Annotated in this window: 23 protein-coding genes; 10 read left to right on the top strand and 13 right to left on the bottom strand. The window is 75.7% G+C overall.

Annotated features, from left to right (window positions below; all coding sequences use genetic code 11):
• Positions 1-15: 15 nt before the first annotated feature.
• Complete coding sequence (locus WCD58_RS14500) at positions 16-168, top strand: hypothetical protein (protein ID WP_337703752.1); 153 nt, start codon at positions 16-18, stop codon at positions 166-168.
• Between the two features lie 53 nt (positions 169-221).
• Here the strand turns inward: WCD58_RS14500 and WCD58_RS14495 are convergent, their stop codons facing one another.
• The 4 genes from WCD58_RS14495 to WCD58_RS14480 form a co-directional block, all read right to left on the bottom strand.
• Positions 222-818, bottom strand: a complete 597-nt coding sequence (locus tag WCD58_RS14495; RefSeq protein WP_337703751.1) for a histidine phosphatase family protein — start codon at positions 816-818, stop codon at positions 222-224.
• Positions 767-1,750, bottom strand: a complete 984-nt coding sequence (locus WCD58_RS14490) for a lysylphosphatidylglycerol synthase transmembrane domain-containing protein (protein ID WP_337703750.1) — start codon at positions 1,748-1,750, stop codon at positions 767-769. The genes WCD58_RS14495 and WCD58_RS14490 overlap by 52 nt, the downstream gene beginning before the upstream one ends.
• A 168-nt stretch (positions 1,751-1,918) precedes the next feature.
• The gene (locus WCD58_RS14485; protein ID WP_337703749.1) at positions 1,919-2,752 is read right to left on the bottom strand and encodes a class I SAM-dependent methyltransferase; all 834 of its coding nucleotides are present in this window, start codon (positions 2,750-2,752) and stop codon (positions 1,919-1,921) included.
• Positions 2,749-3,747 (bottom strand): glycosyltransferase family 4 protein, encoded by a 999-nt coding sequence (locus WCD58_RS14480; protein WP_337703748.1) that lies wholly within the window; start codon positions 3,745-3,747, stop codon positions 2,749-2,751. The genes WCD58_RS14485 and WCD58_RS14480 overlap by 4 nt, the downstream gene beginning before the upstream one ends.
• Positions 3,748-3,767: 20 nt before the next feature.
• Between WCD58_RS14480 and WCD58_RS14475 the strand changes: the two genes are divergently transcribed.
• A complete protein-coding gene (locus tag WCD58_RS14475) occupies positions 3,768-4,523 on the top strand; it encodes a GntR family transcriptional regulator (protein WP_337703747.1) in 756 nt (251 codons plus the stop codon).
• A 7-nt stretch (positions 4,524-4,530) separates the two neighbouring features.
• Positions 4,531-5,046 (top strand): DinB family protein, encoded by a 516-nt coding sequence (locus WCD58_RS14470; RefSeq protein WP_337703746.1) that lies wholly within the window; start codon positions 4,531-4,533, stop codon positions 5,044-5,046.
• A 31-nt stretch (positions 5,047-5,077) separates the two neighbouring features.
• Here WCD58_RS14470 and WCD58_RS14465 read toward each other — a convergent pair whose 3' ends face one another.
• Positions 5,078-7,330, bottom strand: a complete 2,253-nt coding sequence (locus WCD58_RS14465) for a transglycosylase domain-containing protein (RefSeq protein ID WP_337703745.1) — start codon at positions 7,328-7,330, stop codon at positions 5,078-5,080.
• Between the two features lie 288 nt (positions 7,331-7,618).
• On the opposite strand from WCD58_RS14465, the gene WCD58_RS14460 reads away from it, so the two are divergent.
• Positions 7,619-8,125, top strand: a complete 507-nt coding sequence (locus tag WCD58_RS14460) for a L,D-transpeptidase (protein WP_337703744.1) — start codon at positions 7,619-7,621, stop codon at positions 8,123-8,125.
• Positions 8,126-8,171: 46 nt separating this feature from the next.
• On the opposite strand, the gene WCD58_RS14455 is transcribed toward WCD58_RS14460, so the two are convergent.
• From WCD58_RS14455 to WCD58_RS14430, 5 genes are all read right to left on the bottom strand, one after another.
• Positions 8,172-8,573 carry a 6-pyruvoyl trahydropterin synthase family protein gene (locus WCD58_RS14455; RefSeq protein ID WP_337703743.1) on the bottom strand — a complete coding sequence of 134 codons (402 nt, stop codon included), beginning with the start codon at positions 8,571-8,573 and terminating at the stop codon, positions 8,172-8,174.
• 35 nt (positions 8,574-8,608) lie between these two features.
• Entirely contained in the window at positions 8,609-9,805 is a 1,197-nt protein-coding gene (locus WCD58_RS14450) for an FAD-dependent monooxygenase (protein ID WP_337703742.1), read from the bottom strand.
• A complete protein-coding gene (locus tag WCD58_RS14445) occupies positions 9,802-10,932 on the bottom strand; it encodes a GNAT family N-acetyltransferase (protein ID WP_337703741.1) in 1,131 nt (376 codons plus the stop codon). Before WCD58_RS14445 ends, WCD58_RS14450 begins: the two co-directional genes overlap by 4 nt.
• A 492-nt stretch (positions 10,933-11,424) precedes the next feature.
• Positions 11,425-11,646, bottom strand: a complete 222-nt coding sequence (locus WCD58_RS14435; RefSeq protein WP_337703740.1) for an FmdB family zinc ribbon protein — start codon at positions 11,644-11,646, stop codon at positions 11,425-11,427.
• A 403-nt stretch (positions 11,647-12,049) separates the two neighbouring features.
• Positions 12,050-13,021 carry a zinc-dependent alcohol dehydrogenase gene (locus WCD58_RS14430; RefSeq protein ID WP_337703739.1) on the bottom strand — a complete coding sequence of 324 codons (972 nt, stop codon included), beginning with the start codon at positions 13,019-13,021 and terminating at the stop codon, positions 12,050-12,052.
• Between the two features lie 52 nt (positions 13,022-13,073).
• Between WCD58_RS14430 and WCD58_RS14425 the strand changes: the two genes are divergently transcribed.
• Positions 13,074-15,386, top strand: coding sequence for a CDP-alcohol phosphatidyltransferase family protein (locus WCD58_RS14425; RefSeq protein WP_337703738.1), 2,313 nt, complete (start codon positions 13,074-13,076; stop codon positions 15,384-15,386).
• 13 nt (positions 15,387-15,399) lie between these two features.
• Here WCD58_RS14425 and WCD58_RS14420 read toward each other — a convergent pair whose 3' ends face one another.
• Complete coding sequence (locus WCD58_RS14420; protein ID WP_337703737.1) at positions 15,400-15,672, bottom strand: hypothetical protein; 273 nt, start codon at positions 15,670-15,672, stop codon at positions 15,400-15,402.
• Positions 15,673-15,706: 34 nt separating this feature from the next.
• The gene (locus WCD58_RS14415) at positions 15,707-16,345 is read right to left on the bottom strand and encodes a Clp protease N-terminal domain-containing protein (protein ID WP_337703736.1); all 639 of its coding nucleotides are present in this window, start codon (positions 16,343-16,345) and stop codon (positions 15,707-15,709) included.
• Positions 16,346-16,862: 517 nt separating this feature from the next.
• Between WCD58_RS14415 and WCD58_RS14410 the strand changes: the two genes are divergently transcribed.
• The gene (locus WCD58_RS14410) at positions 16,863-17,252 is read left to right on the top strand and encodes a hypothetical protein (protein ID WP_337703735.1); all 390 of its coding nucleotides are present in this window, start codon (positions 16,863-16,865) and stop codon (positions 17,250-17,252) included.
• 3 nt (positions 17,253-17,255) lie between these two features.
• Here the strand turns inward: WCD58_RS14410 and WCD58_RS14405 are convergent, their stop codons facing one another.
• Positions 17,256-17,480 carry a hypothetical protein gene (locus WCD58_RS14405; protein ID WP_337703734.1) on the bottom strand — a complete coding sequence of 75 codons (225 nt, stop codon included), beginning with the start codon at positions 17,478-17,480 and terminating at the stop codon, positions 17,256-17,258.
• Positions 17,481-17,621: 141 nt separating this feature from the next.
• Between WCD58_RS14405 and WCD58_RS14400 the strand changes: the two genes are divergently transcribed.
• The 4 genes from WCD58_RS14400 to WCD58_RS14385 all read left to right on the top strand — a co-directional run bounded on the left by WCD58_RS14400 (position 17,622) and on the right by WCD58_RS14385 (position 22,170).
• Positions 17,622-18,785 (top strand): hypothetical protein, encoded by a 1,164-nt coding sequence (locus WCD58_RS14400; RefSeq protein ID WP_337703733.1) that lies wholly within the window; start codon positions 17,622-17,624, stop codon positions 18,783-18,785.
• Between the two features lie 21 nt (positions 18,786-18,806).
• On the top strand, positions 18,807-20,267 hold the full coding sequence (locus tag WCD58_RS14395) for a class F sortase (protein WP_337703732.1): 1,461 nt from the start codon (positions 18,807-18,809) through the stop codon (positions 20,265-20,267).
• Between the two features lie 8 nt (positions 20,268-20,275).
• Positions 20,276-20,788, top strand: coding sequence for a mycothiol transferase (locus WCD58_RS14390; RefSeq protein WP_337703731.1), 513 nt, complete (start codon positions 20,276-20,278; stop codon positions 20,786-20,788).
• An 89-nt stretch (positions 20,789-20,877) separates the two neighbouring features.
• Positions 20,878-22,170: a GH39 family glycosyl hydrolase gene (locus tag WCD58_RS14385; protein ID WP_337703730.1), complete on the top strand. Its 1,293-nt coding sequence runs from the start codon at positions 20,878-20,880 to the stop codon at positions 22,168-22,170.
• Positions 22,171-22,177 lie beyond the last annotated feature (7 nt).

The following is a 22,177-nucleotide window of genomic DNA, read 5'->3' as shown; positions in this document are numbered from 1 at the left end:
ACCCGGGGGGTTGTCATGGCCAAGCACTCGGCTCCGCAGACCGTCGCGGTCGTCCCGAGCACCACCACGATCATCCGGCCGGTGGCCGTGTCGGCGCAGGCGTACCTCGGGAAGCTCCGGGCCATGGCCCAGATCGCCCCGGCGCCGCCCGGGCGGCACTCCCGCTGAGCGCGTCACCCGGACCCCGTCGGCCGGCGCGGTGCCGACGACTCCGGGTGCGCTCAGGCCGGCAGGACCGTCCCCGCGTGCAGCGGGCCCTCGTCGTTGACGGCGAGCAGGCACGGGACGGAACCGCTGGTGTCGATGCGGCAGACCGCGGCGTCGACGAGGAACATCCGCCAGGCGATCTCGATGCCGACGCCCAGGGCCCAGCTGATCGCGGCCTTGATCGGCGAGACGTGGCTGACGACGACCACCTCCCCCGTGGCCGCCTCGGCCGCGAGCTCGCTGCACGCCGCGGCCACGCGGGCGCGCACGGCCACGAGCGACTCGCCCCCGGCGGGCACATGCTCGGGGTCGGACTGCCACGCCCGCCAGCCGTCGCCGTCGAGCGCGGTCATCGGCTGGCCGTCGAGGTCGCCGTAGTCCATCTCGGTCCACCGCGGGTCGCACTCGACCTGGAGCTCACTGCCGAACAGCGCGGCGGTCTCGCGGGCCCGCGCGAGCGGGCTGGACACGAGCCGTGTGGGCCGAGGGAGGCCCGCGGCGAGCGCACGGGCCTGTCGTCGCCCGGTCTCGGTGAGCGGCGGGTCGGACCGGCCGCACATCAGCCCGCGGGCGTTGGCCTCACTCTGACCGTGGCGGACGAGGGTGAGCACGTACGCCACGGTAATGCCGCCCAGCCCGGCATCCGGCGCGCATTCGGGCGACCGACGGCGTCCGCGAGCAGGACCACGGCGCCGGGCAGGCACGAGATCAACGCCAGCACGCCGTAGACGACGGAGGTCGCGAGCCCTTGGCCCGGGTCGAGCCCGACCGCGGCGAACGCGACCGCGGCGGCCGCCTCGCGGGGGCCCCAGCCGCCGACCGTGAGCGGCACCGACATGGCGAGCAGGGCCACCGTGACCAGCGGCAACAGCTGGCCGAGCGGCGCGCCGACCCCGGCCACGCGGGCCGCGAGCACGAACAGCGACAGCAGGCCGGCGAGCGCCACGAGCGAGAGCACCAGCACCGCGGGCGCCGTGCGCACCCGGCCCAGCCCCTCGCGCACGTCGCCCAGCGCGGCGAGCAGCGCGACGCGGATCCGGGCGGCGCGGCGGGCCGTGGCGATCCACACACCCGCGCCCGCCAGGGCGAGGGCGAGGGCGCCGGCGACGACCCCGAGCCCGGGACCGACGAGCGAGTGCAGCAGCGCGGGGCTGGCGACGAGGACGGCCACGCCGGCGGCGACCACCACGACCTGCCCGGCCACCCGCTCGATGACGACCGCCCGCGCGCCGCGGCCGTCGCCGGGGCGGTGGTGGCGCACGGCGCGGTGCACGTCGCCGAGGACGCCCGCGGGCAGCAGGGAGTTCAGCAGCGTCGCGCGGTAGGCGTCGGCGGTCGCGTCACGCAGCGACAGCGTCAGCCCGACGCCGCGCGCGACGACGCACCAGCGGGCGGCGCCGGCGAGGGTCGTCACGGCGCCGAGGGCGAGGGCGGCGACGACGGTCGGCCAGGTGATCGCGCCCAGGGCCTCGACGACGCCACCGGCGCCGAGGCGGATGGCGAGCAGGGCGGGGAGACCGAGACCGACGGCGAGGCGGAGCACGGCGCCGAGGGTGCACCGTGAACGCAGCGAAGATCCGGCGTTCTGAGGAATCGGGGGAGAGTTCTCAGGACTCGTACGGGCAGCGGGGAGCTCTGTCGCGGGGAGCGGCACGGGGAGATCCAGACGGGGAGCTGGGGAGCGGGTCTGTTCCGGTGGTGCGGGGTGGGTCTAGGGCAGGGCCAGGAGGTCGAGGTGGCCGACCGTGACGCGCAGGCGTCCCTGCTCGGCGGCCTCCAGACGGCGCTCGAGGTAGGCGTCGGCGTGTCGCGCGAGGTCGGGGTCCTGCGCGACGGCCGCCGCCACCCAGCCCTGGAGCCAGGCGCAGGCGAGGTCGACGTCGTCGAGCCCGAGGTGCCACGGGCTCGCCCGGGAGCGGACGGCGGCGCCGTGGCGGGCGAAGGCCTCCTCGGCGACGGCCGCGGCGTGCGGGCCGAGCAGCGCGCGCCCGTCGACGGTGCGCTGCTGGTGGGCGTCGAAGGCGGTCGCCATCGCGACGTCGCGGGGCTCGCCGGGGTCGATGCGCACCGAGCCGACCACCGACAGCGTCAGCAGTGCCGCGCAGCCGGCCCCGACGCACGCGGCGGCGATCGCGTCGATCTCCGCGGCGGTGAGCAGGTCGAGCAGCGCGGACGCGGTGACGAGGCCGACGCCGGCGAGGTCGGCGGCGGTCAGCGTGGTGACGTCGAGCTCGCGGGTCTCGGCGGTGACGGGCGAGCCGTCGCGGGCGACGTTCGGGAGCGTGTCGGCGACGTGGCCGAGCAGCGCGGCGTCGCGGTCGGCGAGCACCCAGTGCTGCGGCCCGCCCAGCTGCGGCGCGAGCCAGCGGGCCATCGACCCGGTGCCGGCGCCGAGGTCGAGGATGCGCCCGGGGGCGGGGTGTCCCGCGCGCAGCTCCTCGACGAGGTCGATCGCGCGCGCCTCGGCGTCGGCGGCCTCGCGCAGCGCGAGCCAGTCCGCGGCGGCCGGGGCGCCGGGCGTGGCGTGATCGGGTCGTTCGCTCACGCGGGGGGCGGGAACGCCGGCAGCTCGGCGAGCGCCCGGTCCACCCGTCGCGACGTCTGTGTCCACGCCGTCAGACTGCATCGTTGGCGCGACGCTGAGATCCGTAACCCGTCCCGCAGCGTGGGCTCGGCGAACCAGCGGTGCAGCGTTGCGACGAGTGCCGGTACATCCTCAGGAGGCGTTAAGACTCCGCCGTTCGCCACAGTGTCGGGTAGCCCGCCGGCGGCGCTCGCGATCACCGGGATGCCCCGCGCGAACGCCTCGCTCACCACCATGCCGTACGTCTCGACGCGCGAGAAGGCGACGAGCAGATCCGTGGCGTGCCAGATGTCCTCGAGGTCGGCGCGCGGCCCGTGGAGGCGGACGCGGTCGGTGAGGCCGTGCCGGTCGATCCTGTCCCGCAGGTCGGCGACGAACCCGGGCGCGCGGCCGATGGGGCCGACGAGGTCGAGCGTCCAGGGGTGCTCGCGCAGGGCCGCGAGGGCCTCGACGAGCAGGTCCTGGCCCTTGGTGGGGGTGACGGCGCCGAGGCAGAGCAGGCGGTGGACACCGTCGGTGCCGGCCGCGGGCGGGGCGAGGTCGACGCCGGGGACGGCGACGACCACGTCGGGCATCCCCAGCCGCCGCGCCGTCCAGGGGCTGGTGGCGATGACGCATGCGGCGTGGTGCAGCACGGCCTTCTCGCCGGCGTCCAGGTCGGGCGCCTCCTCGCCGAGCGGCAGGTGCACGAGGACGGCGAGCGGGCGTCGCGCGGCGTGGGGCACGACGACGTCCGGGACCCCGCCGGCGACCAGACCGTCGAGCAGGACGGGGCCGTCACCGTCGGCCAGGAGCGCGTCGAGCCGTCGCCGGGCGGGCAGGGCGGGACGCGGCCACGACCCGGGCACCTGGGCGTCCTCGACGGCCCACCCGAGCTCGCGCAGGCCGGCGATGACGCGCGCGTCGTACACGTCACCACCGCTGACCAGCGCCGCCTCGGCGACGGGGCGGACCACGGTGAGCGAGGATCGGTCCCGTGCGCGCGGCTCCGGTCGACCGGCAGAGCCCGGTCCCTCTCTGGTCACAGGTCCAGCATGACCTGCGGCACCGGCTGTCCCGGGGTGAGTTCGACGCCGTCTTCCCCGGCGAGAACGCCCTGGTCACCGAGTACGAGGTCAGCCGCAACACCGTCCGCCAGGCGCTGCGCGGGCTGCGCGCGGAGGGTCTCGTCACCGCCGAGCGGGGGCGCGCGCCGCGCGTGCGGCGCGCGGAGATCGAGCAGCCCGTCGGCACCCTGTACAGCCTGTTCGCGTCGGTCGAGGCCGCCGGGATGACGCAGCGCAGCGAGGTCCGGGTGCTCGACGTGCGCGCCGACGGCGTCGTCGCCGCGCGCCTCGGGCTCGAGGAGTCGACGCCGCTGCTGCACCTCGAGCGCCTGCGCCGTGCCGACGAGGCCCCGCTCGCCCTCGACCGCGTGTGGCTGCCGGCGTCGGTCGCCGCCCCGCTGCTCGACGCCGACTTCACCCACACCTCGCTCTACGGCGAGCTCGCCGACCGCACCGGCACGCGCCTCGAGTCCGGGCACGAGCGCATCGCGGCCCAGGTGCCCACGGACGCGGAGAGGGCGCTGCTGGAGAGCCCGCCGCGCACGGCGGTGTTCGTCATCGAGCGCACCGGGTTCGCGGGCGGGCGGCCGCTGGAGTGGCGCCAGACGGTGGTGCGCGGGGACCGGTTCGCGCTGGACGCGAGCTTCTCCGCGCGGGGGTTCCACCTGGGGGTGGCGTCACCATGAGGCAGCCGTGAGCCTCCCGCCGCTCACCGCCGAGGACCACGAGTGCGTGCCGTGCGGGATGCGCTTCGCGGAGCTGACGATCGCGGGGGCGTCCGGGATCGTCGCCGACGTCCCGCGTCGTGCGCGGGAGGCCGTGGCCGCGGTGCCGGTCGAGCGGCGCCACGGGCGCCCGGCCGAGGACGTGTGGTCGGTCGCGGAGTACGTCTGCCACCTGCGCGACGTCGCGATGACGTTCACGATCCGCCTGCACCGCGCCCGCACCGAGGACCGCCCGGCCCTGGAGCCGATGTTCAACGACCTGCGCGCGCGACGCTTCCGCTACGACGACCACGACCTCGACGCCGTCCTCGACCAGCTCGCCGCCGTGACCCCGGGCCTGCTCCGCGAGGTCGAGCGCTTCGGCGACGCCGACTGGGACCGCACCGTCACCCGGCTCCCCCACGAGGAGCGCACGGCCCGCTGGCTCCTGCGCCAGGCCGCGCACGAGGGCGTGCACCACGTCCGCGACATCATCGCCATGTGAGCACTTCCGGGCCTATGGGCCCGGAAAGTGCTCACGTGCCGGGGGCGCGCGGGGCGGGCGGGAGGCGGCCGGTGGAGGTCGTGACGGTGACCGTCTGACCCTCGACGCCGCCGCCGAGCGGGTTCTCGCCGATCACGGTGCCCGCCGGCGCCCGGTTGTCCGCGGTCGCCGTCGCCGTCGCGAACCCCGCCGCCCGAAGGGTCTGCACCGCCTGGTCGGCCGTGTCGCCGACGACCTGCGGGATCGTCGTCAGGCGCCCGCCGCTGAGGAACCGGGGGTCGGGTGCGGGCAGCGGCTGCACCGGGCTCGACCCGAGGATCGAGGTCATCGCCCGGTACCAGGTCTGCGCCGGCGTGGTCCCGCCGAACAGGTTGCCCGTCCCGCACGAGGTCGGCGGGCTGCCGGTGCAGATCGGCCGGGGCGACGACGAGTCGTCGAACGTGATCGCCGCCGCCGACAGCGACGGCGTCGCCGCGACGAACGCGCCGGACTCCGAGGTCTGCGTGGTGCCGGTCTTGGCGGCGGTCGGGCGGTTCCAGCCCGCGGCGGTCGCGGCGGCGGCCGAGGTGCCGCCGGGCTGGTCGTCCTTCGACAGCGCGGTCATCTCGGTATCGGCCAGGGGTCCCGGCACGGCCTGCTCGCACGCGGCGTCGTTCACCGGCACCGGCGCGCCCGACGCGTCGGTCACCGACGTGACGGGGCTGGGCGGGCACCACACGCCGTGCGACGCCAGCGTGGCGCCGACGTTGGCGAGCTCCAGCGAGCTCGTCGGCGCGACGCCGAGCGTGAACGACGCCTGGTTCTGGGCCTTCACGGTGTCGGCGATCGAGGCCCGTCCGGGTCCCGGCGCATCCGCCAGCGACCGCAGGCCCAGCTTCACCGCCATGTCGACCACGGGCGTGACGCCGGTGGTCTCCTCGAGCTTGACGAACGCGGTGTTCGGTGACTGGGCGAGCGCGTCCTGCAGCGTCATCTGCGGCGGGTAGTCGCCATCGTTGGACACGACGAAGCCCGGCGTCAGCGGCGACGCGTAGCCGTTCGCGGGCACCGGGATCACCGTGTCCACCCCGCCGCCCTGCGCGAGGTACGCCGACGACGTGAAGATCTTGTAGACGGAGCCGGCGCCGAGGTTCTCGGGCGTGCCGGGCAGGTCGTAGGTCGTCTGCTCCTGGCCGGCGTCGAGGCCGTAGCCGCGGTTCGCCACCATCGCGGTGACCCGGTGCGCGTCCGCCCCCGGCGCCACGATCGACAGGACGTCGGCGACGTGCGGCTGGGTCGGCGGCACCTCGGCGTCGACCGCGGCCTTGGCCTGATCCATCGCGGCGCGGTTCATCGTCGTGCGCACCGTGTAGCCGCCGCGGCGCAGCTCGTCGGAGGTGATCCCGGCGCGCGCGAGGTGGTCGAGCACGTACGAGCAGAAGAACCCGGCGTCGCCCGCGCCGATGCAGCCCTCGGTGAGCCCGTGCAGCGGGGCGTCGACACCCAGCGGCGCGGCGGTGGCCTCCGCGGCCTGGGCCGGGGTGATGTCGCCCTGCTGGGCCATCTGATCGATGACGACGTTGCGCCGTCCCGTCGCCGCGGCGGGGTGGCGCACGGGGTCGTACGCCGCCGGGCTCTGCACCATCCCGGCGAGCAGGGCGGCCTGGGGCACCGTCAGGCGGTCGGCGGTCGTGTCGAAGTACGTCCGCGCGGCCGCCTGGACGCCGAACGCCTGGTTCCCGAAGGAGACCACGTTGAGGTACCAGGTGAGGATCCGGTCCTTGGGCACCGTGTGGTCGAGCTGCTCGGCGACCTCGGCCTCGCGGACCTTGCGCCCGAGGTTCGGCGCGGTGGCCCGCAGCTGCTCGGCGGGCGTCTGCGCGGCGACGTACTCGTCGTAGTTCTTGACGTACTGCTCGGTGAGCGTCGAGGCGCCCTGGGTCGCCCCGCCGGTCGAGTTGTTCACCAGCGCCCGCACCACGCCGCGGGCGTCGAGCCCCGACTCGACGAAGAACCGGCGGTCCTCGATCGCCACGATCGCCGCCTTCATCGCCGTCGAGATCTGGTTCGACGCGACGGACTGGCGGTTCTGGTCGTAGAGGTAGGCCAGCGGCGCGCCGGCGTCGTCGGTGATCGTCGTGACCGACGGCATCTCGCCGTCGAGCACCCCCGGCGTCGTCGCCTCGACGCCGTCGACGGCCTGCCCCGCGAGCCCGCCGAGCGCCCCCACCACCGGGTAGAGCAGGCCGGCGACGAGCACCCCGCCGACCACGCCGATCGCCAGCAGACGCGCCCCGAGCGTCATCGATCTCCGCACGAGGATCCATCTTGCGCCGGGGCCGGGCGGTTCCGTGTGAGCGGGTGACCTGCGGAAACACCCAGACGGGACGCCGAGGGCGCGGGCGGGGCGAATCCCCGGGGAGATCCTCGCGACACCGCCCCGACGACACCCCGGACGACACCTCGCCGACACCCCGAGCACCCCCGTACCGGCGAATCGACGTGTGGATGCGACCGTGCGGGGGAAGCCGACAGTGCTCGACAGACCGTGACCGACTACTTCGTCGACCCCGAACGACGAGGAGGCTGTGCCATGGCGGGCCGACACCGCCGCTCCCCTGATCTCCGGACCGTCTCCCGGACCGCGCTCGCTCCGCTGGGCATCGCCACGATGGCCGTCGCGGCCGCCGCGCCGATGGCCGCCGCCGCTCCCGCGCAGCCCGCTCCGGCCGCCGGGGGCCTCGGCGCCCCGCCGTGCGAGGAGACCGCCGACGTCTGCGTCGACCTGAGCCGCAAGAAGGCCTGGCTCACCGACGACGGGCGCGCCACGAGCGATCCCATGCCGATCACGTCGGGCTCCCCGGAGGACCCGACGCCGACCGGGACGTTCGCGGTGCAGCGCAAGGAGCGCTACCACGTGAGCAAGGAGTTCGACGACGCGTCGATGCCCTACTCGGTGTTCTTCGACGAGGAGGGCCGCGCGTTCCACAGCGGCAGCCGGGCGAGCAACTCGCACGGCTGCGTCCGCCTGGACAAGGACGACGCGAAGCAGCTGTTCGCGGCGCTGGAGCCGGGCGACGAGGTCCAGATCGTCCGGTGATGCTCCGCAGGTGAGTGGAATGGGTCGCTCTGGCGACCCATTCCACTCACCTGAACGTCAGCTCGTAGCTCGCCGACGCCACGTGCGACTCGTGCAGGGTCACCGTGATGCCCGCGAGCCCGCCCGCGTGCGGGCCGAGGCGCCCGTCGCCCACGCGCGTCGCCAGCCGCTGCGCGATCAGCTGCGCGAGGAACTCCGTCGTCGTGTTGACACCGGCGAGCTCGGGGTGGTCGTCGAGGTTGGTGTAGGTCAGGTCGGCGAGCGCCTCGTGCAGCTGCGCGGTCGCGAGCCCGATGTCGACGACGATGTTGTCGGCGTCGAGCTCGGCGCGCCGGAAGCTCGCGTCGACGACGAACGTCGCCCCGTGCAGCGCCTGCGCCGGGCCGAAGACCTCTCCCCGGAAGCTGTGGGCGATCATGATGTGGTCGCGGACCGTCACGGCGAACATGCCCGCCATGCTGCCCCGACTCCCCCGGCGGCCTGTCAGCCGCCCCGGCGCACCAGGGCCGACCGCCGCAGGGCCGAGGCGTGCGACCACACGCGGCGCGCGGCCCCGCTGCGCTCGGCCACCTCGCGCGCCTTGACGTAGACCGTCGGCGGCAGGTGCGCCAGCAGCGAGGAGCACCGGCGGTGCAGCAGCGTCGCGAAGCTGTCGACGTCGGTGCCGATGTAGCGCTCGAGGTCCTCGAGCCAGCGGGCGCTGTTGCGGGCGTCGCGCTGGCTGGGGACGAGTGCCGCCTGGCGGTCGGCCTGGTAGCGCTCGAGGGCCGCGGGGACGTCGGCCGCGCCGTCCAGGGCCCGGCCCAAGGCGATCGCGTCCGCCAGGGCCAGCGTCGTCCCCGAGCCGATCGCGAAGTGGGTGGTGTGCGCGGCGTCGCCGGCCAGCACCGTGCGCCCCGACCACCACTGCTCGCAGCGCAGCGTGCGGAACTCCAGCCACGGCAGCGGGGCGTCCGGGTCACCGGGCAGGCCGATCAGCGGGTGCCCCTCGAGGTGCCGGGCGAAGAGGCGTTCCAGCAGTTCGCGGCTCTCCTCGGCGCCCAGGCGGTCGAGCCCCAGGCCGCGCCAGGTCTCCGGCGAGCACTCGACGATGAAGGTGCTGTGGCCGTCGTCGTACCCGTACGCGTGGCACCACAGCCAGCCCGCCGAGGAGCGGACGAAGGCGAACAGGAACGACGTGTAGACCTTGGTCGTCGCCAGCCAGACGTACTTGTTGGTCCCGACGTCGACGGTCGGCGCGAAGACGTCGGCCTGCGCGCGGCGGTGGGCGCTGCCGACGCCGTCGGCGGCGACGACCAGGTCCGCGTCGAGCTCGCTGCCCGGCTCGATCGCGCGCTCGAACTCGGTGCGGACGCCGAGCTCCTGCGCGCGGGCGGTGAGGATGTCGAGCAGCCGCTGGCGGGAGATGCTGTAGCCGCCGCTGGGCCGCGACACCCGCCCGCGCCCCTCGACCTCGACGTCCTGGCCGTCCCAGCGGAAGGCGGCGTCGGCGATCTGCTCGGCGCTGGCCGGGTCGCCCTCGCGCAGGGACGCGAGCAGCGGCTCCCAGAACACGACGCCCCACCCGTGCGTGGTCCCGGCCGGGTTGCGCTCGGCGACCGTGACCTCGTGGCCCTGCTGCGCGAGCAGGACCGCCGCGTACAGGCCGGCGGGGCCGCCGCCGATGCAGGTGACCTTCACTGAGCACTCCCTCGGCGAGCGGCCCGGCGCCGGCGCAGACGGGCACGTCCCGCGTCGACGGCGGCGAAGAGGGCGGGCACACCGCGCGCGGTCCGGCCGAGGCCGACCACCGTCGTCGCCAGCTCCATGCGGTCACCGTAGATGTCGGCCTCCGAGCGGTTCGGGTCGGAGGACGTGTCGATCCACTGCAGCTCCGGCCGCTCGTGGAACCAGTCGAGGAGGTCGACGTCGAGCAGGGTGCCGGGCGAGCTGCGCGCGAGCTCCTCATCGAACGCGCGCTTGAAGCCGAAGAGCCCGGGTCCGGCGGTGATCGCGAGGCTCCGGGCCAGGACCCGCGGGCCCGCCTCGAGGGCGAAGGCGAGCAGGCGCCCGTCGGCGGCGAACCCGGCGGCCATCTCCTCGAGGAAACGGCCGTGCCCGGGCCGGACGGCCATCGCGGTGCCGGCGCGGCCCTTCCACCCGCCCGCCTCGAGCGCGAGGAACCCGGCGACGGCGCGCGGCGGGTCGTCCCCGTGCTCCACGGCGACGACGTCGGCGCCGAGGTCGCGCTGGAGGACGCGCCGCTTGCGCTTGAGCTCGCCGCGGTTCTTGCTGCTCGTCCACTCGGCGAGGTAGGTGGGCGCCGGCCGGCGGTGGGCGAACGAGCGGTGTCCGAGCGACGTGTGCCGCGCAGGCCGCGCGGCGACCACCCGGCGCAGCGAGCGCCCGACCGGCCCGTCCGCCGGAATCTTGGGCAGGTCCAGCCACGGTGCCGTCGGCAGCGCGTCGAGCACGGCCTCCCACAGCCCGTCGAGGTCGACGTCGGGGTCGACGAGCGGGGTGCCGAGGAAGCAGTAGGGGTGCATCCACGTGCGCAGACCGACCAGGCCGAGGACCCCGAGGCGGCGCAGCGGGAGCCGGCGGGGCGCCCGGGCGAGCGCGTGCGGCGGCGCGTCGACCACGGGGAGCAGGAACACCGTGCGGCCGTCCTGCTCGACGGTGACCAGGCGCAGCGACGGCGGCGCCCCGAGGTGACGGACCGCCGGGAGCAGCATCGGCGGGGCGAGGAACGGGTTGGGCTCGAGCGCCCGGCCCTCCAGGTCGCGCCACCGGGCGACGAACGCGGGGTCGCGCTCCGCCGACGCCACGGCCGTGACCGCTACCGTGACACCTCTTCCCGGTCCGGACGAATTGCGCGGTAACCCGGAGGAATCACTCGGCGGAACGGATCTCCCGATCACCGGACCTGTGACCAGCACTGCGAGAGGCTAACAACACCCCGACAACGCCATTCTCCAGGGGCTGCCACGAATGAGGGACACAGCCTGTTCCGATTCCGACGATTCTGGACAATTCCCGGTCCCGCACTACGCCCCGCTGCGCGGACCAGCGACGACGAGGTCGAACAGACGCCCCAGCCGCGCCCGATCGGCCGAGTCGCCGGCCGCGACGACGACCCCGACGAGGAGGGTGACGACGCCGTCGGCCGGATCGGGCTGGCGTGGGTGCTGTCGCGGTCGCCGGAGACGCTGCTCATCCCCGGCACGCGCAGCGTCGCGCACCTCGAGGAGAACCTCGCCGCGGGGGACGTCGTGCTGGACGGGGAGGCTGGCGGCTCTGGCGGCTCTGGCGGCTCTGGGCTAACCGCAGCAGCCCCCGCCGCAGCAGCCCCCGCCGCCCGCGGGGGCCATGGCGGGCGGTGACGCGGTGCGGGCCATGCCGCCGAGACCGACGGTGGTCAGCAGCTTCACGGTGTCGCCGTGCCCGCCGGGGCAGTCGGCGGGATCGCTCGCCGCGCTCATCGGCCGGTCGACCTCGAACGTCGACGCGCAGGTCCGGCAGCGGAACTCGTAGCGCGGCATGCCGGTGAGCCTACGAACCGGGAGCGCGTGCGCATAGGCGCCGCGACCGCCACGGTGTGCATGATCGAGAGCGCTCGGTGCCTGTGCACCGTGCCACTCGTCCCGGGAGCCGCGATGTCGCCGTTCGCGACCGGCACGTCGAGCATGGTCGAACAGCTCGCCGGCGTGCCGGAGGTGCCGCTCGCTGTCGGCTCGCCCGGACCGACTCCCGTGATCCGCCCGGGTGCTCCGTCCACCCGATGACATCGGGTCGGCGGAGCACCTGGAGCGATCTTGCTGGTGCCGGGGCAGCGGGAGAGTGATCAGGGGCGTCGTCATCCACCTGACCAGCCGGATCGCGCGCACCACGACGCCCGTGATCTCCCGAGCACGCCGAGAGGACTCTCGCTGCTTCTCTGTCGGGTCAGGGCGCGTAGTCCACGCGCACGCCCAGACCCGGGCGCGCTCCCGATGCCAGGGCCGGCAGGATGTCGGGGAGGTCGTCGAAGGCGCAGGTGTCGGTGATCAGCGCGTCGAAGCGCGGGTCCGCGAGGAGGCGCAGGGCCAGGCGCAGGCGGTCGGCGTTCGCCCAGCGGGCGCGGCGGGCGGGGGCGACGCGGCCGACCTGGGTGGCGCGCAGGGTCAGGCGCCGGGAGTGGAACGCCTCGCCCAGCGGCACGCGGGGCGCGCGGTCGCCGAACCACGACAGCTCGACCACCTCGCCCTCGTCGCCGAGCAGTTCCAGCGAGCGCGCGAGACCCGCCTCGGTGGTGCTGGCGTGCAGGACGAGGTCGCACTCCCCCTGCGCGTCGGCGGGCGTCGCGAACCCCACGCCCAGGGCGTCGGCGACGGAAGCCCGCGAGGTGTCCACGTCCACCAGCTCCACGCGCACCCCCGGGAACGTCGCGAGCACCGCGGCGACCGACGCGCCCACCATGCCCGCGCCGACCACGGCGATCCGGTCGCCGACCCGCGGCGCCGCGTCCCACAGCGCGTTCACGGCCGTCTCGACCGTGCCCGCCAGCACGGCGCGCGACGGCGGGACGTCGGACGGCACCTCGATCACCGCGTCCGACGGCGCGACGAAGAGATCCTGATGGGGCTGGAGGGAGAACACCGTCCGCCCCGCCCCCGGCCCGGACTCGACGACCCCGACCGCGAGGTAGCCGTAGACGACGGGTCCCGGGAAGTCGCCGGTCTGGAACGGCGCGCGCATCAGCCCGTACTGGCTCGCGGGGACGTCCCCGCGGAACACGAGCGTCTCGGTGCCGCGGCTGACCGCGGAGTGCAGCGTGCGCACGACGACGTCGTCGGGACCCGGCTCGCGCAGCGGGATCGCGGCGATTCCGCCCCGCCCGGGCGCTTCCACCCGGAACGCCCGCGCCGTCCGCGCCATGAACCCACCCTCCACACCCCGCGGCGATCACGGGACGTCCATGCTGGCACGTGTGCGTCGTCCGCCCCCGGTCCTGACCGCCGAGCTCCTCGGCGGCGCGCTCGCGAGCGCGGGGCTCCTCGGCGCCCTCGGCTCCGGTCCGGGCCTCGGACCCTTCGGCATCGTCGTCGGGGCCACCGCCGCGGCCGCACTCGTCGCGCTGCTCGCGGGCGCGCCGGTCGACGCGCTCGGCCCGGCGGGACGGGTGACGCTGATCCGCGCGGTGCTGGTCGTCGGCGTCACCGCCCTGGTCGCCGACCACGTCTCGACGCCCGCGCTGGTGGTCCTCGCGGCGGTCGCGCTGGTGCTCGACGGGGTGGACGGGCAGGTCGCGCGCCGCTGGAACGTGGCGTCGGCGTTCGGGGCGCGCTTCGACATGGAGCTCGACGCGTTCCTGCTGCTCGTGCTGTCGTGGCACGTCGCGGGCCAGCTCGGGAACTGGGTGCTGCTGATCGGCCTCGCGCGCTACCTGTTCGTCGCCGCGATGGTGGTGCTGCCGTGGCTGGGCGGCGAGCTGACGCCGCTGCGCTCGGGCAAGGTCGTCGCCGCGGCGCAGGGCATCGTGCTCGTGGTCGCCGCGTCGACGCTGCTGCCCGTCGTCGTCGCGGGCGTGCTCGTGGCCGCCGCGCTCGCCGCGCTGCTCTGGTCGTTCGGGCGCGACGTCGTCCGCCTCTGGCGGGCCGCCGGGGAGCACCCGGTGCGGATCCGGCGCGGCCTGGCCGGCGTGCTCACCGCGCTCGCCGGGGCGCTCGTCCTCGTCGCGCTGCTCCTGCCCGGGGACATCGCCCGGCTCGTCCCCGGCTCGGCGCTGCGCGTGCCGATCGAGGTGCTGGTCGCGCTGGTCGTCGCCGTCGTGCTGCCGGCCTGGGCACGGCGGGTCCTCGCCTGGGTCGCGGGCGTGGTGCTGGGGCTCATGCTGGTGCTGACGCTGTTCGACCTCGGCTTCTCGGTCGCCATCGCCCGCCCGTTCGACCCGGCCCGCGACGCGGTGCTGCTGGGCAACGCCTACGACTTCGTCGCCGAGACCTCCGGGCCGGCCGTCGGCACCGTCGTCGCGGTGCTGGTCGCGCTGCTCGGGGTCGCGCTGCTGGTGGGCACCGGCGGCGCGGTGGCCCGGCTCGCGCGCATCGCCGCCGACCACCGCTCGGGCGCGCTGCGCCTCGCCGCCGTGCTGGCCGTCGCGTGGTTCGTGGCGTGGACGATGGCGGTGCAGCTGGTGCCCGGCGTGCCGGTCGCGTCGCGGGACACCTCGATCCGCGCCGTCGACCGGGCCGTCGCGATCGACGCCGGCGTCCGCGACCAGCAGGCCTTCGAGCGCGAGGCCGGCGTCGACGCCTTCCGCGACGTCCCGCCCGACCGGCTGCTCACCGCCCTGCGCGGGCGCGACGTCGTCGTCGCGGTCGTCGAGAGCTACGGCGTCTCCGCGCTCGACGACCCCGGGCTCGCGGGGCCGGTGCGCGCCGTCGTCGAGGACGGCGAGCGCCGCCTCGGCGCGGTCGGGTACGGCGCGCGCACCGGCCTGCTGACCTCCCCGGTGGCGGGCGGCGGCAGCTGGCTCGCCCACGCGACCCTGCTCTCCGGGCTGTGGATCGACGGCGAGCAGCGGCACACCGACCTCGTCTCGTCGGACCGCCTGACGCTGTCGCGCGCGTTCCACGAGGCCGGCTGGCGCACCGTCGCCGTCCAGCCCGGCACGACGGGCCCGTGGCCGGAGGCGGGGTTCTTCGGGCTCGACCGCGCCTACACCCACGACGACCTCGGCTACCGCGGCCCGCGCTACAGCTGGTCGCCGATGCCCGACCAGTACCTGTTCAGCGCGTTCGACCGCCTCGAGCGCGGCCCGGGCGCGCCGCCGACCATGGCCGAGCTCGTCCTGACCTCCAGCCACGGACCGTGGGCGCCGTTGCCGCGCACCGTGCCGTGGGACGCGGTCGGCGACGGCAGCGTGTTCGGTCCCGAGGAGCCGCAGCACTCCTTCCAGTCGATCTTCACGACGCCCACGCCCCAGGTGCGCGAGGACTACCGCCGCAGCATCGAGTACTCGCTCTCGACGCTCTACGACTGGGCCGAGCGCCAGGCCGTGGCGGACCCGGCCCGCGCGCCCGTGCTGGTGATCCTCGGCGACCACCAGCCCTCGCCCGTCGTCACCGGCCCGACGGCGGACCGCAACGCGCCGATCTCGATCGTCAGCCGCGACCCGGCGGTGCTCGACGCGATCAGCGGCTGGGGCTGGGCGGACGGGCTCACGCCGGACCCGGCCACCCCGGCCTGGCGGATGGACGCCTTCCGCGACCGGTTCCTCGACGCCTACGGGCCGCGTCCCTAGGTGCGGAGCCGGGCTAGGCGACGGCGTCTGCCGAGAAGCCCGCCGAGGAGAAAGTGATCACGGCGCCCTCCTCGGCCTTCGAGAGCAGGCCCGCGACGGCGTCGCGGTTGCGCGAGGCGTCCTCGCGGTGGTCGAGCCGGCCGGTGACGTCGATGTTGTCGTGGCGGTGGGTCTCGACGGTGACCATGTACCCGCCGTCGGGGTGCGGCAGGGTCTTCACCGCGACCACCTCGGACACGCGGTACCAGTCGCCGTCCTCGGCACGGATCCAGCTCGGCTTCGCCATGGGCGGAGATTCTGTCCGCCGCGGCGGCCCGGCGTCACGCGTCCGTGAGTTCCTCCTCGGCGGGGTTGCCGGAGTCCTCCGTGCCCGCACGCCAGGCCGACGAGAGCAGTCCGCTGGGGTCCCGCGGCGCCGGTCGGGGCGCCGTCCCGGGGGTCTCGGCCAGGGTGGCGACGGCCGCGGCGAGCTCGGCGGCGTCGACGCCGAGGGCGGCGAGCATCTCCGCCGCCTGCCCCCACGGGCGGGTGCCGAGCGCGGTGAGCAGGCCGGCGGCCGTGACGTCACCACCGCGTTCGGCGAGCGTCGACGCCTCCTGCAGCACCGCGGCCACCGCCTCGCCGGGCAGCGGCCGGGCGCCCGCGGCGGCGCGGATCACCGGCTCGGACACCGACGACAGCACGACGAGCGCCATCGCGGCCTCGGCGCGCTCCGGTGTCACGCCGGCGACCTCGAGCACGTCGGCCTCGGTGGCCCCGGCACGGACGAGACCGAGCAGCAGGTGCCCGGTGCCGAAGTACGCATGGCCGCGCTCGTCGGCTTCCTGCCAGGCGAGTGCGACGACCCGCTCGGCGTCCTCGGCGACCGAGGGCGCGGTGCGCGGGGTGGGTGTGGGCCGGACCGGGACCGCGAGCGGCGTTCCGGCCAGCGTGTCGTGGATGGGCGTCGTCGTCCCCATGGACGCTCCCTAGCGGGTCGTCGCGCCCCGGACGAACAGGCCCGCGGGTCGCCGCGCGCGTCCGGGTCCGGCGCGGCACCGCTGGTCAGCGCCCGTGGTCCCGGCCGGGGTGCGCCCGGCCGGGGCGAGACGAGTGTGGGGGACGGCGCCTGCCCCGCCGTCACCCTCCGCCGACCGGCGCGCCCGCGACGGCCCGACCGGCGGAATCGGGACCGACACGCCGACCGGGACGGCGACGCTTCGTTCCACGGATCACTCGGCCGAGTGCACCGCGTGGTCGTAATAGCGCAGCAGCCGCGCGATCACGGGTTCACAGCGCGGAGATCACGGGCGCTCCCACGCACCGCAACCCGCCTCCGAGGTGCACACGGACGCCCGTGATCTCCACCGCCGGGGCGAGCGAGCCGAAGAATGCGTCGCCAACAGTGACCGTTCCGGCGTTCCGGGCGGTCCGCTAGCCTGACCGAGTGAGCACCTGGGGCGGGTCGCTCACGTTCAGCGATCTTGGGGGGCTGACATGGGGAGCGTCACCGCGATACGGCCGCCGCAGGGCCGCCGGCGCGCCGGGCTCGCCGGGCTGGCCGGGCTGCCCTCGCTGCGGGGCATGACCCCCGCCGAGGCGCGGGGCGCGCAGGTCCTCGGCATGGCGTGGGACCCCGCGGACGTCGTCGAGCTCGCCATCGAGTGGGTCGGCGACGGCCTCGACAGCGCGGGGCTGGTCGACCTCGCCGGCACCGACTGGGACGACCCCGATCTCCCCGCGCTCTGGGACCGCGTGCTCGACGACCTCGCGGCCGCGCACCCCGCCCCGAGCACCGCCCGCCGCCGGGTGGCCGGCTACCTCGCGCGCCGCCGCGGGGTCACCGTCCGGGCCGCGCTCGTCCCGGCGCCCCGCAGCGGCTCCTGATTCTCAGCCGACGAAACCGGTGCGCGGCCCCTCGTCGTGGACGCGCGCCATCACGACGGCGTCGGTGCGCACCGTGGTGCCGTCGCCGAGGTCGAGCGTGGGGTGGGACCCGCGGGCCTCGAGGTGGTCGACGATCCGCTGGCGCAGCGCGGCGGCGGCGTCGTCGTCGAGGCCGGTGACGGTGTGCTCGTGGCCGCTGCGCAGGGCCACGTACAGGCTGGAGCTCATGGGCCCAGCGTGATCCCCGGCGAGCCCGGGCGGGGGCGTGTTCGCGCAGAGCAGGACGGCCGCACAGGGGCGTCGCAGAACCCGGAACCGGAAGTCCCGGGAAAGGCTCCGAACGGTCCAATGACCCGTTAGGGTGACCGGGTGCCGCGGGGTGACTGGGTCGATGCGCTCCGTGCGCACCGGCGCGGGGTCGCCGCCGTGGTCGCGCTGGCCCTGGTCGTCGCCGCCCTCGTCGCGCTGCTGCGCTCGCCGACGTTCGCGGCCACCGCCACCGCCGTCGGTACTCCGGCCGGGGCCGCGCGCACGGCGGTCGGGCTCGCCGCGACGACGCCGGTGCAGGCCGAGGTCGCCGCGGCCGGCGGGATCGCGGCGGCCGACGTCGCCGACGCCGTCGAGGTCGGCGCCACGGACGCCGGCATCGTCACCGTCGTCGCGCGCGCCGCCGCCCCGGAGCAGGCGCGGGCCCTTGCGGACGCGATGACGCGGGCCCTGGCCGCAGCGCTGACCCGGGTCGACGCGGCGGGCCTGCGGGCGGCCGTCGAGCCCCTCGACGACCAGCTCCGGGAGACGGGCACGACGTTGCTCGCGACCCCGCTGGGCGACCCCGCCCGGCCCCTGCTCGAGCAGCGGTACGCCGCGCTCACCACCGAGATCACCGCGCGGACGGCCGCCCCCGCGCCGCGCCTGCTCCCCGACGGCGACCCCGTGGTCACCGAGGAGCGCTCGGCGGTCGCCGAGGCCCTGCTCGCCGCGCTCGCGGTGCTCGTGCTGGCCGTGGTCGCGACCCTCGTCGTCCGGGGGCTGCGCGGGGAGCGGGCGGCCCGGGCCCGCCGGGACCGCACGCTCGCGCTCGCCCGCGTCGACGGCCCGCACGCGGTGCTGCACCCGGGTGACGACGTGCCCGCGGTCCTCACCCGGCTCTACGCCGACGTCGTGCGCGGGCGCGGCCCGGTGCTCGTGCTCCAGCTCGCCCACCCGCGCGTCCGCGACCTCGGCCGCGACCTCGTCGAGGCCGCGCGGATCACGGGCGACGTCCTCCCGCTGCGCGACCTCACCCCCGACGTGCGCCTCCCCCCGCCCGACGACCGCGACGCCCCCGCCGTGCACTCCCTGCGCCGCCGGCGGGCGGACGAGGACGCGCTCGCACGGATCCGCGAGGTCGGCGTGCGCGCCGCGCTCGTCGCCGTCGACACCCGCCGCGGTCCCCCGACGCGGCTCGCCGACGCCGTGTCGGTGCTCGAAGGGCGCGCCGTGGAGGTCCGCGGCGTCGTCGTCTGGCGTGGCCGCTTCCCCCGACCCACCTGATCTCCCCGAGGAGCTCCCCCCGTGCCCGCAGAACAGGACACCCCCACCGAGGAACACCGCACGCCGTGGTCCCGCCGACCCCTGACCTGGGTGGCGCTCGGCGCGGTGGTGCTCGCGATCGTCGGGGTGACGGTCGGGCTCGGGGTCCGCGAGGCGACCGCCGACCCGTCGACGGGCATGCTGCGCATCGCGCACCTGTCGCCGGTCACGCCGTCGGTCGACATGTACGTCGCGGGTCCCGACGTGCCCGAGACCCTCGTCGCGCCCGGCGTCGGCTACCGCGGCACGTCGCCGTACCTCACCGAGCCCGCCGGGACCTACACGCTCTCCGCGCGCCCCGCGGGAGCGGCCGCGGACAGCCCGCCCGCGGTGCGGGTCTCGGTCGAGGTCCCCGCGGGCACCGCGCAGACCGCCGCGTTCGTCGACTCGACGACGTCGGGCGCCCCGGAGCTGCAGGTGCTCGACGACCAGACCGCCCCGGCGCCCGCCGGCTCCGCGCAGGTCCGCGTGGTGCAGGGCGCGAACGGCGTCGGCGCGCTGGACATCGAGCTCACCGGCGGCCCGCCGCTCGCGCAGGACCTGTTCTACGGCTCGACCACCCCGTACGTGACCGTGCCCGCGCGCGAGTGGGAGGTCGACGTCCGCTCGCGGCTGGGCTCGACGAACGAGACGACGGTGACGCTGCCCGACACCGGCGTGACCACGCTGTTCGTCGGCCGCGAGCCCGACGGCCAGCTGATCGTCGAGGCCGTGCCCGACGCCGCCACGGTGGCCGGCGTCCCGGGTCCGGGCACCGAGCCGACCACCCCGCCGGCGACCCCGACGCCCCGCCCGACCCCGGACCCGGAGACGCCCCTGCCCACGCCCCCGCGGGTGCCGCCGGTCCCGCGCGGCGGGACCGAGGCCGGTCTCGGCGGGCTGGCGACCCCCACCGTGCTCGGCACGGTCGGCGACTGGTTCTCGGGCCTGTTCTCCGACTCCGACGAGGCCCCGCCCGCGCCCCGGATGCCGCTGGCCGCGGCGCTCGCGGCCCCGGAGGGGCTCCGTCCCACCGGGATGCAGATCCCGTCGATCGGGCTGGCGGCGCTGGACCTCACCGACCTGCGCATCGACTACCGCGGCGCCCTGCAGGTGCCGACCGACTTCGGGGAGGTCGGCTGGTACACCGCCAGCGCGGTGCCCGGCGACCCCGGCCCCGCGGTGTTCGCCGGCCACGTCGACACCCGCCGCGGGCCCGCGGTGTTCGCCCAGCTCGACCGGCTGCGCCCCGGCGACCTCGTCGAGGTGCCGCGGTCCGACGGGGAGACCGCGCGTTTCGCCGTCGACAGCGTGGAGTACTTCCCCAAGGACACGCTGCCCTCCGACCGGATCTACGGGCCCGCGACAACGCCGCAGCTGCGCCTGCTGACGTGCGGCGGACCGTTCGACGAGGGCACGCTGTCGTACCAGGACAACGTCGTCGTCTTCGCGACCGCACGCTGAGGAGATCCATGGACGCCATCGACGTGCTCGTCGACGCCTTCGGCCGGGCGCGGGGCGACGCACAGCGCGCCGTCGACGGGCTCACCGCCGACGAGCTGAGCTGGCGCGCCGACGCCGAGGCCAACCCGATCGCCTGGCTGGTCTGGCACCTCACGCGGGTGCAGGACGACCACGTCGCCGACCTCGCCGGCACCGAGCAGGTGTGGACCGCCGACGGCTGGGCGCGCCGCTTCGACCTGCCCCTCGACGACGCCTCGATCGGCTACGGGCACACCTCCGAGCAGGTCGCGTCCGTGCGCGTCGACGACCCGGCGCTGCTCACCGGCTACCTCGACGCGGTCCACGAGCGCACCGTCGCGTACCTGCGGACGCTGCGCGGCGAGGATCTCGACGAGGTCATCGACGACGCCTGGGACCCGCCGGTGACGCGCGGGGTGCGCCTGGTCAGCGTGGTCGACGACGACATCCAGCACGCCGGCCAGGCGGCCTACCTCGCGGGGCTGGTGCGCCGCCGGCGCTGATCTCCACTGATCATGTGTTCCTCACCACTCTCCTACCCGATCGAGGGCTAGACTCCACGCGCGTCGATCACGCGTGGGGGTGGGGGGAGATGCGCAGCCAGGGATTTCGATGGCCGCGGGTGGTGGCGGCGATGTCCGCGGTGGCGGCCCTGCTGCTCGTGGCGGGCTGTGAGAGCGGGTCGGCGCGGGCGTCGGCGGCGCCGTCGAACGTCCTCGGTCCCGGCATCACCCACACCCAGTTCGGCGCGATCGACGGCGACCCGCAGGCGGCGAACCAGATCGCCGCGGCGCTCGCCGCGCAACCGATGCCGCAGGTGCAGCACATCATGGGGTTCGGCACGGTCAACCCGGAGCCCTCGCCCGGCCGGTACGACTTCGCGAGCCTCGACGCGCGCATGGACTTCATCCGCCGCAGCGGCGGCACCCCGGTGATCACCCTGTGCTGCGCGCCGGACTGGATGAAGGGCGGCGCCGAGGGCGCCACCGACTGGAGCCGTCTCGAGGTCGCGCCCGAGCCGGAGCACTACCAGGACTTCGCCGACCTCGCCGCCGAGATCTCCCGGCGCTACCCGGACGTCCACCACTTCCAGGTGTGGAACGAGTTCAAGGGCTTCTTCAACGAGCAGACCAAGACCTGGGACGGCCCGGCGTACACCGACCTCTACAACCGCGTGTACGACGCGCTGAAGGAGGTCGACCCGGGCAACCAGGTCGGCGGCCCCTACATCGAGATGACCGCGCCGCCGCCGGGCGTCGACACCGGGCCCTCCGAGCTGACCGGGCCGTGGGGGCTGGTCGACCAGCGCATCCTCGACGCGTTCGACTACTGGAACCAGAACAAGAACGGCGCCGACTTCGTCGTCGTCGACGGCCACGCCACCACCGAGGAGGGGGCGCCCGACGACGTCACCGCCCTCAGCAAGATCGCCGACGTCAACCGCTGGATCCAGGGCCGCACGTCGCTGCCGCTGTGGTGGGCCGAGTGGTACGTCGAGCCCGACGCGGCGCGCTGGCCACCGGAGAAGCGGCTCGCCCAACGGGCGGCGGGGCTCGTCGAGTTCGCGCGCTCCGGTGTCGCCACGTCGTTCTACTGGAACGCGGCGCGCAACGCCGGGTCGCCCACGGGGCTCTGGACCTCCCCGTCCGCGCCCGGCGGCGGGCAGCCCGAGCCGTTCCTGGCCACGCTGCAGGAGTTCGCGCGCCAGTTCCCGCCGGGCGCTCCGGTCGCCGGCGTCGGGGTCGCGCCGCCGGTGTTCGGTGCCCGTGGCCCGCGGGCGACCGTTCTTGTCAACACCAGCGACGCGCCGGTCACCGCCGCCGTGGAGGGCGCGGACGTCGAGCTCGGGCCGTACGAGGTCCGCTGGGTCCCCGCAGGCGTGTAGTCGCCGG

This window comes from Actinomycetospora flava (assembly GCF_037400335.1).
Classification (GTDB): Bacteria; Actinomycetota; Actinomycetes; order Mycobacteriales; family Pseudonocardiaceae; genus Actinomycetospora; species Actinomycetospora flava.
This window is presented reverse-complemented; position numbering and strand designations above follow the sequence as displayed.

What these genes read in the sequence shown, in the direction of transcription:
- WCD58_RS14500 (WP_337703752.1), top strand. Translation starts at nt 16, where the DNA reads ATGGCCAAGCACTCGGCTCCGCAGACCGTCGCGGTCGTCCCGAGCACC.
- WCD58_RS14465 (WP_337703745.1), bottom strand. Translation starts at nt 7,330, where the DNA reads ATGACGCTCGGGGCGCGTCTGCTGGCGATCGGCGTGGTCGGCGGGGTG.
- WCD58_RS14460 (WP_337703744.1), top strand. Translation starts at nt 7,619, where the DNA reads ATGGCGGGCCGACACCGCCGCTCCCCTGATCTCCGGACCGTCTCCCGG.
- WCD58_RS14455 (WP_337703743.1), bottom strand. Translation starts at nt 8,573, where the DNA reads ATGTTCGCCGTGACGGTCCGCGACCACATCATGATCGCCCACAGCTTC.
- WCD58_RS14435 (WP_337703740.1), bottom strand. Translation starts at nt 11,646, where the DNA reads ATGCCGCGCTACGAGTTCCGCTGCCGGACCTGCGCGTCGACGTTCGAG.
- WCD58_RS14430 (WP_337703739.1), bottom strand. Translation starts at nt 13,021, where the DNA reads ATGGCGCGGACGGCGCGGGCGTTCCGGGTGGAAGCGCCCGGGCGGGGC.
- WCD58_RS14420 (WP_337703737.1), bottom strand. Translation starts at nt 15,672, where the DNA reads ATGGCGAAGCCGAGCTGGATCCGTGCCGAGGACGGCGACTGGTACCGC.
- WCD58_RS14415 (WP_337703736.1), bottom strand. Translation starts at nt 16,345, where the DNA reads ATGGGGACGACGACGCCCATCCACGACACGCTGGCCGGAACGCCGCTC.
- WCD58_RS14410 (WP_337703735.1), top strand. Translation starts at nt 16,863, where the DNA reads ATGGGGAGCGTCACCGCGATACGGCCGCCGCAGGGCCGCCGGCGCGCC.
- WCD58_RS14405 (WP_337703734.1), bottom strand. Translation starts at nt 17,480, where the DNA reads ATGAGCTCCAGCCTGTACGTGGCCCTGCGCAGCGGCCACGAGCACACC.
- WCD58_RS14390 (WP_337703731.1), top strand. Translation starts at nt 20,276, where the DNA reads ATGGACGCCATCGACGTGCTCGTCGACGCCTTCGGCCGGGCGCGGGGC.
- WCD58_RS14385 (WP_337703730.1), top strand. Translation starts at nt 20,878, where the DNA reads ATGCGCAGCCAGGGATTTCGATGGCCGCGGGTGGTGGCGGCGATGTCC.